Origin of the sequence: Roseicella aerolata, from assembly GCF_020523605.1 — a bacterium.
GTDB classification, from domain to species: domain Bacteria; phylum Pseudomonadota; class Alphaproteobacteria; order Acetobacterales; family Acetobacteraceae; genus Paracraurococcus; species Paracraurococcus aerolatus.
This window is the reverse complement of the sequence record NZ_JAJAQI010000027.1, coordinates 48,992-61,583: the sequence shown is the minus strand read 5'-3', so window position 1 is coordinate 61,583 and position 12,592 is coordinate 48,992. Positions and strand designations below refer to the sequence as shown.

Here is a 12,592-nt window from a genome sequence, read left to right as displayed (position 1 = left end):
CCATGCGGCGGAACGGCGCGCGCCGCGACGCGATCCTCGCCGCGCTCGCGGCGGGCAAGACGGACGTGGACGGGCTGGCGGCGCGTTTCGGCGTCTCGCCCTCCACCATCCGGCGGGACCTGCAGCATCTCTCGGCGCGCCGCGCCATCGCCCGCACCTATGGCGGCGCCATCCTGGCCCCGCCGGCGGAGGAGCAGAGCCTCGGCGCGCGGGAGGGGATGCACCGCGCCGCGAAGGCGGCGATCGCCGAGGCGGCGCTCGCGTTGGTGGCGGAAGGCGAGACGCTGATCCTCGACGGCGGCTCGACGGTCGAGGCCTTCGGGCGCCTGCTGCGCGGGCGGCGGCACCGGGTCATCACCAACAACCTGCCGCTGATCCCGGTGCTGGCGGATGCGCCGGGGATCGAGCTGGTGGTGCTGGGCGGCGCGGTGCGGCCGATCAGCATGAGCACCACCGGGCCGCTGGCCGAGGCGGCGCTGCGATCCCTGGCGGCGGACCGGCTGCTGACCAGCGCCGACGGGCTGGTGCCCGGCTTCGGCCTCTGCGAGGCGACGCTCGACCAGATCTCGCTGAAATCGCTGATGATGCAGCGCGCGGTGGCGGTGACGGTGCTGGCGGATGCCTCGAAGCTCGGGCGCTCCAGCCAGCCTTATTGGGCGCCGCTGCCGGCGCGCTGGACGCTGGTGACCGAGGCGGGCGAGGCGGCGACCGGGGCCTTCCTGGCGGAGGGCGCCCGGGTGGTGCCGGCGCGGCAAGAGGCGGCGTGACCGGGCGCAACGGCCTCGGCTCTCCCGCGGTCGTCCCGTCGGCCCCGGCCGGCCGCCGGTCCGGAACGACCGGTCAGAGCGAACTGCCGCCGCAGATGACGATCTGCTGGCCGGTGATGGCGCCCGCCTCGGGCCCGAGCAGGAAGGCGGTCATCGCCGCGACCTCCTCCGGCCGGATGTAGCGCCCAATCGGCGGCAGGCGGGGCAGATGAGCGCTGCGCGCCGGGTCCTGCAGCATCGGAGTCTCGGTCGCCGCCGGCGCCACGACATTCGCGGTGATGCCGCGTGGCGCCAGCTCGGCCGCCCAGGACCGCGCCATGGCGACCAGCGCCGCCTTGGTCGCGGCATACTGGCTGCGCCCGGCGGCCCCGGCGGCGGTGCGGCTGCCGATCAGCACGATGCGGCCGCCATCCGGCGTCGCCGGCAGCAGCCGGTCCGCCAGCACGGCGGCCGCCTCGACATGCAGGCGCCAGAGGGTGCGGCCTGCCTCGGCATCAAGCGCGCCGAGCCGCCCGCCCCGCATCAGCCCCGCCGCATGCACCAGCGCCGTGGGCCGAAGCCCCTCCAGCGCCGCCGGCGGTTGGGCGGGGTCGAGCAGGTCCACGCTGCGGTGGGTGAAGCCGGCCCCCTGCCCGCCCGGATCGGTGCGGCTCAGGCCGGTGACGCGCCAGCCATCCCGCAGCAGCCTGGCCGCGATCGCCGCCCCGATCCCGGAACTGGTCCCGGTCACGACCGCATGTCCCGCGCTCGGTGCCCCTGCAGACGTCATTGCGACCTCCCCCTCCCCTTCCCTCTCCGCAGCCGCGTCGCGGGCCGCCGGCCGGGGCTTGACACCACCAGTGCCGAGGACGTAGCAGGCGGCGCAAAGACGAACAAAAGTTCGCATTCCGATCACCCCCGATACACATGGGTGGACCGGATTGCAACGGGAGGATGCCTGTGCCGGACGAGACCGCAGCGAAACCGAAGCGAGCCAGGCCGGAGCAGGCCGAGGACAACCCGAAGAACCAGGTCCAGTCCGTCGCCAAGGCCTTCGCGGTGCTGCAGGCCTTCGGGCGCGATCTCTCCGAACTGACCATTGCCGAGGTCGCGGCCCGCGCCGGGCTCGACCGCGGCACCGCCTTCCGCCTGATCCATACCCTGGTCGGCCTCGGCTATCTCCGGCCGGTGCCGGACGGCCGCCGCTTCCGGCTCACCCTGAAATGCCTGGAACTCGGCTTCTCCGTCCTCACCGCCGGCGACCTGCCCGACCATGCGATGCCCCTGCTGCGCGACCTGGTGCCGGGCGTCGCCGATGCCGGCTCGCTCGGCATGCTGGACCGGGGCGAGGTGATCTACCTGGCCCGGGTCGAGGCCGACCTGTCGCGCCACGGCGTGGTGCGCCGCCCGGGCAGCCGCATCGGCGCCTATGCCACCGCCCTTGGCCAGGCGATCATGGCCTGGCTGCCGCCGCAGGAGCAGGTGGCACATCTCGAGAGCGTGGCGCGCGTGAAGCTCTCCGAGCGCACCTTGACCGATCTGGATGCGCTGCTGGCGCGGCTCGCGGAGGTGCGGGCGCGCGGCTACGCCGTCTCCGACGGGGAGAATGTCTATGGCCTGGTCACCGTCGCGGCGCCTGTCCTCGACCCGCAGGGCCAGCCCTGCGCCGGGGTGAGCCTCACCATCGGCGCCGGGCGCATGTCCAGCGTGGAATTCGCGGCGCTGGCGGCGCCCCAGGCCCAGCGCATGGCCGCGGAGCTCAGCCGTGCCATGCACCTCTCCCTCGGCGCCATCGGGATACCCAGGGCGCAGCCCTGACCCGCCTGCCCGACTGCATCGGCCGCGCGCGGAGCCTGACGATCCGCCGCGTCGCCCCTTGAGCTTCCGAGGAAGGACACGCCCCATGCCGGACCGGCCGCGCCCGGCCTGGGCACGGCCTTGCTTCCGGAGATAGGGCGACGCGAGGATGCGACCACCCGCGAGAGCGGCACGCCGCTGGGCCGGCCGGCTGGCCCAGGACACCGGGAGGAACGCCATGCAGAGACGCCACCTGCTCGCCGCCGCCGCGGCGGCGAGCCTCGCCGCGCCCGCCATCGCGCGGGCACAGGGTTTCGACCGCCCGCTGCGCATCATCGTCCCGAACGCGCCGGGCGGCACGAGCGACATCCTCGCCCGCCTCATCGCCGTGCCGCTCGGCAAGGTCGCCGGGCAGAACGTGGTCGTCGAGAACCGCACCGGCGCGGGCGGCAATATCGGCGCGGACCATGTGGCGAAGAGCGCGCCCGACGGCACCACCATGCTGCTGCTCGATGTCAGCGTGCTGGCGACCAATCCCTTCCTGTTCAGCCGCCTGCCATTCGACGTGGAGAAGGACCTGGCGACGGTCACCATGCTGATCTACGCGCCCTACATCCTGGCGGTGAAGAACGCCCTGCCGGTGCAGGACGCGGCCGGGCTGGTGGCATATGCCAGGGCCAATCCGGGCAGGCTGAATGCCGCCAATTCGGGCACCGGCACGCTGACGCATCTGGTCGCCGTCGGGCTCGGCGGCGCCTGGGGCACCGAGATGACGCATGTGCCCTATCGCGGCGGCGCCCCGGCCCTGCTGGCGGTGGCGAGCGGCGAAGCGGACCTGACGATGGCCGGCGCCACCCAGTCCATGCCCTATGCCACCGGCGGCCAGATGCGCGGCGTCGCCGTCTCCGGCCCGCGCCGCCTGCCGAACCTGCCGAACCTGCCGACCTTCCGTGAGATGGGCTGGCCGCATGCGGATGCCGGCACCTGGCAGGGCGTGCTGGTGCAGGGCGGGACGCCGCCTGCGGTGGTGGCGCGGCTGGAGGCGGCGCTGCGCGAGGTGATGCAGGAGCCGGCGATCCGCCAGCGCGTCGCCGAGCTGGGCGGCGAGCTTCGCACCGAGGGCGCGGCGGCCTTCCGGACACAGCTGCGGGCCGATACCGAAAGCCTCGGCAAGGTGATCCGGGACCACAACATCCGGCTGGACCAGTAGCCCGCGGCGGCCCCGGGCTGCGTGCCCGGGGCACCGTCACCAAGGCGAGGACTGGTTCGCCTATCCCGCCGCCATGGCGGCTCATATCGACCGCGCGGATCCTGCCGGATGGTCGGCGGTCGTGCGGCCGGCAGGACTCTCTTGTTGGGCACGCGGCCGTCCCACCGACCCCACGCGCGACACTCGCCGCGGAAGTCAGGACTTTCCGCGGCGAGTATCAGGGGGAGCGATCAGGCCCGGCCCCGCCGGCCTCCCGGATCTTCGCCGCCAGCTGTTCCGGCGCGAAGGGCTTCTGCAGGAAGCGCTCATGCCGTCCGGCGGCGCGGCGCGGCAGGTCGGGCGTGGTACCGCTGATCAGGATCACCTCGACATCCGGGTGGCGTGCCCGGGCCAGGTCTGCCAGGTCGAAGCCGTTCAGCCCGGAGCCGAGGCTGATATCGGTGACCAGCACATCCGGCACCTGCCCGGCGCCGAGCAGGATCAGCGCATCCTCGGCATTGGCCAGGCCATCCACCTCGAAGCCGTCGCCGTCCAGCGTTTCGGACAGCACGCTCCGGATGATGGCGTCATCCTCGATCAGCAATACCCGCATGGCGTTCCCTGTGCCCTGGACCCGGGTCATCCTGGCTGCGCCCGGCACACCCGGATGTCACGCTTTCTTGTGCCAACGGCGGATGCCCCGGGTGGAAGCACCCGGGGGTGACCGCAGCCGCAACACCTGCAAGACGCGGGACCCTGTCGGCGGGTTCTGCGGGAACGGTCCCCGAACCGCCTCGGGCCGGGCCTGGTGGCTCCGGCGGACCGCCTTCCGGCATGAACGCCCACCCGCCAGGCCATGGCCCATGGCGCGGATCACGCGCCCATGCATCCGCGCTCGGCCGGTCAGAGCCGGCAGGCGGCCTCCAGGAAGATGGCGATCAGGGTGCCGGGCTGCACCCCGCGCTCCTCGGGATGGCGAGGCTTTTCCTCGAATTCCAGCCCTTCGGCATCCACCCGGCGGTACCAGGCACCTTCGATCGGCGCCCAGCTCTGCGCGCCGCAACGGTAATCCGCCAGGAAGGCAACGCTGCGTGCGCTCCCGCCGGTTTCCGGCAGGCGGATCGGCTCGGCCAGGTTCAGCACGATCCAGACGCGCCGGGCGTCCTCCGCCCCCAGCAGCACCTCGGAAGCGGCGAATGCCGCGGCAATGCCGCCGCGCCGGTCGATCGGGATGGGCCGCCACGCCACCCGCGGCGCCAGGGCGATGGCCGGCGGCCCGGGGGCGGCCTCCACCGCGGGTGGGGTGGCCGGGGCTCCGGGCCCCGCTGTCGGCTGCGCACACCCGAGCAGGAGGAGGAGAGGCACCAGGCCGCGCAGGATTGGCACCAAGCTTTCCTCCCCCGAATCGCTACCAGCGCCGTGCCGGCCCGCAATCCAGGTGCACGAAGCCATCACGCCGGTACAGCCCGACGCCGCCGACCTGCATCTCCGCCGCCAGTCGCGCCATGCCGAAGCTGTCCCGCCCCGGCAGCCGCACATCCGCCGCCATGCCCGACATGTGCAGGGAGGCGCGCGAGACCCGGCGCGATTCCCGCGCCCGCGCCGCATTGGTCTCGGGCGAGCGGTAGCCGCTGATGACCTGGAACGCCTCGGTCGCGTCCATCTCGTGCGCGACGATGTAGAGCACGTCGAAGAGGCGCGGATCCATCGGCGTCGCCTCCTCCCGCGCCGGGTCGCGGAACAACCAGTCGAGCCGCGTCAGCGCCTCGCGGTCGTAGCGCCCGTCCCGCCAATAGATGTCATCGAAGGTCTCGCCGGTCTGCATGCGGTGGATCAGCAGGCGCCGGGCCGCGCCGGCGGTTGCCTGGGCCAGCGCCGCCCCGCCACCGGCGGCGGCACAGGCAAGGCCGGTGCCGAGGCCGAGCGCGCCCCGCAGCAGCGCGCGCCGTCCGGGATCCGGCCCGGCGCAGCAGGGGCAGGGCGGCAGCCGGGCGCGCATCTAGCGCGCCCTCAGCTCGGCCAGACGCGGCAGGCGCGGCGCATCGAGCGCGCGGGCATAGGCCTCGTCCAGCCCGTAGAGGTCCTGGCGGATGCGAACCTCCGCCCCCTCCACGGTGACGGTTGTGTAGTGCAGCCGCACGGGGATCGGCCGCGCGACCGTCATGGCCGTGGTCTGCCGGCTCTCCAGCACGCCGTCGACCCGCGCCCGGTCCCAGCCCGCCACCCCCTGCAGGGCGATGTCCAGCAGTTCCATCGGCTTCTCCAGCCGGATGCAGCCGGAGGAGAAGGCGCGGTCGGCGCGGCGGAAGAGATGCCGGTCCGGCGTATCGTGCATGAAGATGTCCTCGGAATTCGGAATGACGAATTTGATCCGGCCGAGGGCATTGGCGTCGCCCGCATCCTGACGGATGAGGTAGGGGAAGCGCGCCGGATTCACCGAACGCCAATCGATGGTGGTGGGGTCGATCTCGACCCGCTGGCCCTCGACGAAGGTGAAGACGCGGAAGCCCTTCTCCATCATCGCCCGGGGATTCGCGCGGAAGCGCGGCAGCAGGTCCTCCCGCGCATTCCGCTCCGGCACGCCCCAGGGCGGGTTGAACTGCACGGCCGCCAGCCGGGTGCGCAGGACGGGCGTGGCGCGCGCCGGCTTGCCGACGATGACGTTCATGTCGAGGGTGACGCGACCTGCCTCGATCACCTGCAGGCGCTGGTGCGGGATGTTCACCTCGATCCGCCGCTCGGGCCCCGGCGCCGCGGCCGCCCGGCGCATGTCGAGGGCGACCCGGAGCTGGCGCACCGCCTGCTCGGGCGGGCGGTTCAGCGCCGCGAAGGTCAGCCGGCCGATGCGGCCATCGGGCTCCAGCGCCTCGGCGGCCTGGAAGCGGCGGACGGCGGCGACCAGCGCCTCATCATAGATCGTCGGGTCGTCCGGGCGCAGGGTGGCCGCGGCGCGGTCGGTCGCGGCCAGCCGAGCGCGCAGGGCAGGCACCCGCACCGGATCGACGGCGCCGGGCTCCAGCGCCTCGGTCCCCGGCATCGGCGGGACGGCGGGGTAGCCGCCGGCGGCGGCCCAGGCCCGGGCGGCGGCCAGGGCGCGCCTGAGGGCGGCGGCCTCGGGCGGCAGCAGGGCGGCACGGTCGATCACCGCGGCCGGTTCCGGGGAGGCCGCCAGTTGCGCCATCCAGGGGTTCAGCGGCAGGGCCGCGGTGTCGCGGCGGATATCCACCCGGCCCGGCAGCTCGCGGACCTTGCCGTGCAGCAGGTCGGAAAGCACGGTGGCAGCGGCCTGCTTCAGGGCGGCGCGCCAGGCGGCGGGATCGGCCTCGGCCAGGGCATCCTCGGGAATGGCGTAGTCGCGCGGTTCCAGCCCGTCCTCGGCCAGGCGGCGCAGGCGGTCGGCCAGGCGCAGCAAGGCCTCGGTCCCCTGCTGGGCCTGCGCGGCGGCGGGCGCAGCCGGCGGGGCGGCACAGGCGGGGGGCGCGGCCAGGGCGGCGGCGCCGATCAGGGTCACGGCCAGGATGATTCGCACGATAGAGTGATACAGGGCCGGGGGGCAGCGCGCCAAGCCCGGCCTTGCCCCGGGCCTGCATACCAGCCCGCATGCGGGCGAGGCCGGCAGTCGCCATCGGCGGCCGAGGCCGCGCATGCGGCCCGCGCCGGGCGGTGCCGGGCCGGCGCCTGCAGCCTTGCATCCCCAGGTCTGCGGGACAGCATCACCCCGTCCGGGCGAGTTCCGCGACGGTCAGGGGCTTGTAGGGCGCGCGCGGCCGCAGGGTGCCGACCGCCTCGGGCGTGGTGCCGCGTGCCTCCGCGATCAGCGCCGCGACCGTCGCGCCGCACATCCGCCCCTGACAGGGCCCCATCCCGGCGCGGCAATAGGCCTTGAGCTGGTTCGGCCCGGTGGCGCCGAGGCGCGCGGCGGCGCGCACCTGGCCGGCCGTCACCTCCTCGCAGCGGCAGACCAGCGTCGCGTCCTCCGGCGGGGCCAGCACCCAGCCCGGCGGGGCATAGAGCGCATCGAGGAAGGGCCGCAGCGCCAGGGCGGCGCGCCGGGTGGCGAGCAGGGGTCCGGCGCGGCGGGCGAAGCCCGCCTCGGTCAGCCGGCCGACCCGCCGCGCGGCATCGAGTGCCGCGAGCCGCCCGGCCGCGACCGCCGCCTGCCAGCCACCGATGCCGGCCCCATCCCCCGCCACCGCGACGCGCGGGTGGGAGGAGGCGCCATACGCATCGACCCGCGGCCGCCAGCAGCGCTGGGCCTCGTCCCAGTCATGCTCCAGGCCGAGGGCGAGCGGGATATGGGTGGCGGGCACCACGCCCTCATGCAGCAGCAGCGTGTCGCATTCGGTGGCGCCGCCATCCCAGAGCACGCGCCGGACGTGGCCGGTGCCCTCGGCGTGCAGGCCGGTGACGGCGCGCAGGCGCGGAATCCGCCGCGTCTTCGCCAGCAGGGCCAGGCCCTTGGCCAGCAGCGGCGCCCCGGCCAGCAGCCCGCCCGCCCTGAGCGCCTCGGCCAGCCGGCCCTTCGGCCTGGTCTCGAGGATCAGCGCGGGCGGCGCGCCGGCGCGGGCGAGCTGCGCGGCGAGCAGCCAGAGCAATGGTCCCTGCCCCGCCAGCACCGTCCGGCCCTTCGGGACCGCCCCCGCAGTCTTCAGCAGGATCTGCGCCGCGCCCGCGGTCATGACGCCGGGCAGGGTCCAGCCGGGGATCGGCACCGGGCGCTCCTGCGCGCCGGTCGCCAGCAGCACGCGGCCGGCCGTGAGTTCCGAGGTGGTGCCGGCCGCGAGCAGGGAGAGCACGCCCTCCTCCGGCTCGAGATGCCAGAGCGTGGTGGCCGGGCGGTAGCCGATGCGGAGCGCGCGGAAGGCGCGGAGCAGCGGCAGGCCGGCGGCGTAATCGGCGCCGAGCGCCGCATCGCCCGCGGCTCCCTCCAGCCCGCGGAAGATCTGGCCGCCCGGGGCGGGATTCTCGTCGATGACGGCGACCGAGAGGCCGAGATCCACGGCCTCCACCGCCGCCGCCATGCCGGCCGGGCCGGCGCCGATGATGGCGAGGTCGCAGCTCATGACCGGAAGGCCACCCGCGCGCCGCGCTGCGGCGCGATGCGCATGCCGGGCACGGCCGGCACCATGCAGGCCTGCCGATTGGCGATGCCGTCGATCTCGGCCAGGCAGTCGAAGCAGACCCCCATCAGGCAATAGGGCAGGCGCGGCGCGCCGGTGACCGGCGTCTCCCGGATCAGCGGGCTGCCGGCCAGCAGCACCGCGGCGGCGGCCGAAGCGCCTTCCGGCACGCGGACCGGGATGCCGTCCACGAAGACCTCGACGGTCGCGGTGGGCCCGGTGCGCGCATCGGGCGTGCCCCTGCGCTGCCCGGCCCCGCCGGCGGCGGATGCCGGCCGGAACCGGTCAGGACGCAGCGCGAACATCGAAGCGCCCCGCGGTGAAGGGATCGAGCATGGGATCAAGCGCCCCCTCGGCGATCATCGGCGCCAGCAGCCGGGCATGCGCGCCGGCCAGCGTCACGCCGGAATGGCAATTGGCGGTGAAGGCGCCCGGGAAGCGGGCGGACTGGTCGTAGATTGGCAGGCCGTCGGGGGCCATGACGCGCAGCGCCGACCAGGCGCGGACGATGTTCAGCTGGCCGATCCAGGGGAAGGAGAGCACGGCGCGCTCGGCGATCTGGCGCATGACCTCGGGCGTCTGGCGGAGATCGAAGCCCACCTCCTCCATGCTGTCGCCCATCATCAGGCTGCCTTCCTGGGTCTGGCGGATGGTGGTGGTCGGCATCGGCAGCAGTTCCGCCGCGCGCTCCGTCACCAGCACCTGGCCGCGCTGCGGCCGGACCGGGGCCGCAAGGCCGAAGCGCGGCGCGAGCTCGGCATTGCCGAGGCCCGCCGCCAGCACGATGCGTGGCGCCGCGAAGCGCCGGCCGCCGGCGGTGACGGCGAAGTCGCGCGGGGCGGCATGCCCCTCCTCCACCTTCGCATTTGGCACATAGGCGCCGCCCGCCGCCACGAAGGCGCGGTGCAGCGCGTGCAGCAGGCGCAACGGGTTGGCATGGCCGTCATAGGGCGTCCAGGAGGCGCCGACGACGCGCGGGCCGAGGCCGGGCAGCATCTCCCGCAGCTCCGGCGCCTCGATCATCCGGTATGCGTAGGGGTAGTTGCCGGCCTCGCGCTGCATCCGCTCCATGCGCGCCGCGCGGTCGGCGAATTCCGCCTCGGACAGGCAGAGATGCACCCCGCCCGGCTGCCGCAGGCCGAGATCCTCCCCGCTGCGGGCGCCCAGCTCCTCGGCCAGCGCCGGCCATTCCCCGGCCGAGGCGCGGGTCCAGCGCTGGTACCAGGGCGCGCCGAGGCCTTTGGACTGCACCCAGACCAGGCCGAAATTGCCGCGGCTGGCCCGGTAGGCGACATCGCCCTCATCCAGCAGGGCAGTGGCAAGCCCCTGGCGCTGCAGCCCCCAGGCGATGGCGGCCCCGACCAGGCCCCCGCCCACCACGATCGCGTCGAAGGAGTCGTCCCGCATGGGGAAGAGGGGAAGCCGGCCGGCCCGGCCCGTCAACCGTTGACGACCTGCCGCGGGCCGCGCGAGCCTTCGCCTGCTTCCGGGAGACCGCGCCATGAGCCCGCTCGACGAGCCTGCCCTGCGTCGCAACAGCGACCTCGACACCGCCCTGGCCGAGGCGCACGAGGCCTATGCCGCGAAGCGCCCGCGGAGCGCCGCGATCCATGCCAGGGCACGGGAGGTGATGCCGGGCGGCAATACCCGCACGGTGCTCTTCTACACCCCCTTCCCCACCGCCATGGTGCGGGGCGAGGGCTGCCGGCTCTGGGATGCCGATGGCAACGAGTACCTGGACCTGCTGGGCGAGTATTCCGCCGGCCTCTTCGGCCACTCCGAGACGCGCATCCTGGATGCGGTCAAGGCGGCGCTGGATGCCGGTATCAACCTGGCCGCGGTGGGGGAGAAGGAGAGCCAGCTCGCGCGGCTGATCGTCGGGCGGTTTCCCTCGATCGAGATGGTCCGCTTCACCAACAGCGGCACCGAGGCCAACCTGATGGCGCTGGCCGCGGCGCGCGGCTTCACGGGCAGGGTGAAGACGCTGGTCATGCGCGGCGGCTATCACGGCGGCGTGCTGACCTTCGCCACCGAGAAGAGCGCGGTGAACGTCCCCATCCCGATCGCCTTCACCGACTACAACGACCCGGCGGCCGCGACGCGCGACATCCTGGCCGAGGGCGAGCAGCTTGCGGCGGTGCTGGTCGAGCCGATGCTGGGCTCGGGCGGCTGCATCCCGGGAAGCGTCGAGTTCCTGCAGGCGCTGCGCGAGGCCACGCGGCGGACCGGCGCGGTGCTAATCTTCGACGAGGTGATGACCAGCCGCCACGGCCCGGGCGGGCTGCAGCAGATGACGGGCGTGACGCCGGACCTGACCACCCTCGGCAAATACATGGCGGGCGGGATGAGCTTCGGCGCCTTCGGCGGGCGCGCCGACATCATGGCGGTCTTCGACGGTCACCGGCCGGGGGCGCTGCCGCATGCCGGCACCTTCAACAACAATGTCTGGTCCATGGCCGCCGGCTGCGTCGCCATGGGCGAGATCTTCGACACCGCCGCGGCCGAGGCGCTCTATGCGCGCGGCGAGAGGCTGCGGGAGGGGCTGAACGCCGCCTGCGCCCGCGCCGGCGTCCCCATGCATTTCACCGGCCGCGGCTCCATGCTGAACGTGCATTTCCGCGAAGGGCCCGTGACCGCGCCCTACAAGGCGAGCCCGGCGGAGGACAAGCTGCGGGAGCTCTTCTTCTTCGACATGCTGGCCACCGGCATCTATCTCGCCCGGCGGGGCATGGCCGCCCTCTCCCTCCCCGTAGCCGAGGCGGATTGCACCCGCTACCTCGCCGCGGTGGAGGAGTTCATCGCCGCCCGCCGGCCCCTGCTGGCGGGGGAGGCCGTCCGGGGCTAGCCTGCGCCGGCCGCCCAGCCCGGCCGGATCCAGGAGACCACCATGCCGATGCCCCCCGCCGCGGACCGCCGCCTGTCCAACCAGGCGCGCCGGGTGCTGCTGCTGACCGGCGCCTCGCGCGGCATCGGCCATGCCACCGTGAAGGTGTTCTCGGCCGCCGGCTGGCGCGTCATCACCGTCTCACGCCATCCCTTCCCGGAGGAATGCCCCTGGGCCATGGGGCCAGAAGACCATATCCAGGCCGACCTCTCCAGCGCCGAGGACACGCTGCGGGCGATCGGGGAGATCCGCCAGAGGCTGGAGCCGGAGGGCGGGCGGCTGGATGCGCTGGTGAACAATGCCGGCATTTCGCCGAAAGGTCCGGGCGGCAGCCGCATGGGCACCATCCAGACGGCGCTGGAGGACTGGAAATGGGTGTTCCAGGTGAATTTCTTCTCCTCGATCATGCTGGCGCGCGGGCTGATCGAGGAGTTGCAGCGGACCCAGGGCGCGGTGGTGAACGTGACCAGCATCGCCGGCAGCCGGGTGCACCCCTTCGCCGGCGCGGCCTATGCCACCTCCAAGGCGGCACTGATGGCGCTGACGCGGGAGATGGCGCATGATTTCGGGCCGCTCGGCATCCGGGTGAATGCGCTGAGCCCGGGGGAGATCGACACCTCCATCCTCTCGCCGGGAACGGAGAAGATCGTCGAGGAGCAGATCCCGATGCGGCGCCTCGGCAAGCCGGCCGAGGTGGCGAAGGCGATCTACTTCCTGTGCACGGATGCGTCGTCCTATGTGAACGGCGCCGAGATCCACGTGAATGGCGGGCAGCACGTCTGATACGGCCCCGCAGACATGCCGGCGCATGTCTGCGGCCTGAGGCGCCCAGGGTCGATGCAGTCCAGGTTGATGC

The 12,592-nt window shown here is 73.8% G+C and carries 13 protein-coding genes; 5 read left to right on the top strand and 8 right to left on the bottom strand.

Features of this window, described 5'->3' with window-relative positions:
- The first annotated feature begins 2 nt into the window (after nucleotides 1–2).
- On the top strand, nucleotides 3–767 hold the full coding sequence (locus LHA35_RS17470; RefSeq protein ID WP_226610348.1) for a DeoR/GlpR family DNA-binding transcription regulator: 765 nt from the start codon (nucleotides 3–5) through the stop codon (nucleotides 765–767).
- A 73-nt stretch (nucleotides 768–840) separates the two neighbouring features.
- Here the strand turns inward: LHA35_RS17470 and LHA35_RS17465 are convergent, their stop codons facing one another.
- Nucleotides 841–1,497 (bottom strand): SDR family NAD(P)-dependent oxidoreductase, encoded by a 657-nt coding sequence (locus LHA35_RS17465; RefSeq protein ID WP_338050906.1) that lies wholly within the window; start codon nucleotides 1,495–1,497, stop codon nucleotides 841–843.
- Nucleotides 1,498–1,706: 209 nt separating this feature from the next.
- Here LHA35_RS17465 and LHA35_RS17460 point away from each other — a divergent pair, with 209 nt between their 5' ends.
- Together LHA35_RS17460 and LHA35_RS17455 are read left to right on the top strand one after the other, a co-directional pair.
- Nucleotides 1,707–2,564 (top strand): IclR family transcriptional regulator, encoded by an 858-nt coding sequence (locus LHA35_RS17460; protein WP_408902347.1) that lies wholly within the window; start codon nucleotides 1,707–1,709, stop codon nucleotides 2,562–2,564.
- Nucleotides 2,565–2,781: 217 nt separating this feature from the next.
- Nucleotides 2,782–3,753, top strand: coding sequence for a Bug family tripartite tricarboxylate transporter substrate binding protein (locus LHA35_RS17455; protein ID WP_226610342.1), 972 nt, complete (start codon nucleotides 2,782–2,784; stop codon nucleotides 3,751–3,753).
- A 217-nt stretch (nucleotides 3,754–3,970) separates the two neighbouring features.
- On the opposite strand, the gene LHA35_RS17450 is transcribed toward LHA35_RS17455, so the two are convergent.
- From LHA35_RS17450 to LHA35_RS17420, 7 genes are all read right to left on the bottom strand, one after another.
- Nucleotides 3,971–4,345 carry a response regulator gene (locus tag LHA35_RS17450; protein ID WP_226610340.1) on the bottom strand — a complete coding sequence of 125 codons (375 nt, stop codon included), beginning with the start codon at nucleotides 4,343–4,345 and terminating at the stop codon, nucleotides 3,971–3,973.
- 290 nt (nucleotides 4,346–4,635) lie between these two features.
- Nucleotides 4,636–5,025: a surface-adhesin E family protein gene (locus tag LHA35_RS17445; protein ID WP_226610338.1), complete on the bottom strand. Its 390-nt coding sequence runs from the start codon at nucleotides 5,023–5,025 to the stop codon at nucleotides 4,636–4,638.
- Nucleotides 5,026–5,140: 115 nt separating this feature from the next.
- Nucleotides 5,141–5,731 (bottom strand): DUF882 domain-containing protein, encoded by a 591-nt coding sequence (locus LHA35_RS17440; RefSeq protein ID WP_226610336.1) that lies wholly within the window; start codon nucleotides 5,729–5,731, stop codon nucleotides 5,141–5,143.
- Nucleotides 5,732–7,261 carry a L,D-transpeptidase family protein gene (locus tag LHA35_RS17435; RefSeq protein WP_226610334.1) on the bottom strand — a complete coding sequence of 510 codons (1,530 nt, stop codon included), beginning with the start codon at nucleotides 7,259–7,261 and terminating at the stop codon, nucleotides 5,732–5,734.
- Nucleotides 7,262–7,445: 184 nt separating this feature from the next.
- Entirely contained in the window at nucleotides 7,446–8,795 is a 1,350-nt protein-coding gene (locus LHA35_RS17430) for a (2Fe-2S)-binding protein (RefSeq protein WP_226610331.1), read from the bottom strand.
- Nucleotides 8,792–9,157, bottom strand: a complete 366-nt coding sequence (locus LHA35_RS17425) for a (2Fe-2S)-binding protein (RefSeq protein ID WP_226610329.1) — start codon at nucleotides 9,155–9,157, stop codon at nucleotides 8,792–8,794. Before LHA35_RS17425 ends, LHA35_RS17430 begins: the two co-directional genes overlap by 4 nt.
- Entirely contained in the window at nucleotides 9,138–10,259 is a 1,122-nt protein-coding gene (locus LHA35_RS17420; protein ID WP_226610327.1) for an NAD(P)/FAD-dependent oxidoreductase, read from the bottom strand. Before LHA35_RS17420 ends, LHA35_RS17425 begins: the two co-directional genes overlap by 20 nt.
- A gap of 94 nt (nucleotides 10,260–10,353) precedes the next feature.
- On the opposite strand from LHA35_RS17420, the gene LHA35_RS17415 reads away from it, so the two are divergent.
- Nucleotides 10,354–11,697 carry an aspartate aminotransferase family protein gene (locus LHA35_RS17415; protein WP_226610326.1) on the top strand — a complete coding sequence of 448 codons (1,344 nt, stop codon included), beginning with the start codon at nucleotides 10,354–10,356 and terminating at the stop codon, nucleotides 11,695–11,697.
- Between the two features lie 42 nt (nucleotides 11,698–11,739).
- Nucleotides 11,740–12,519, top strand: coding sequence for an SDR family NAD(P)-dependent oxidoreductase (locus LHA35_RS17410; protein ID WP_226610323.1), 780 nt, complete (start codon nucleotides 11,740–11,742; stop codon nucleotides 12,517–12,519).
- Nucleotides 12,520–12,592: the final 73 nt, after the last annotated feature.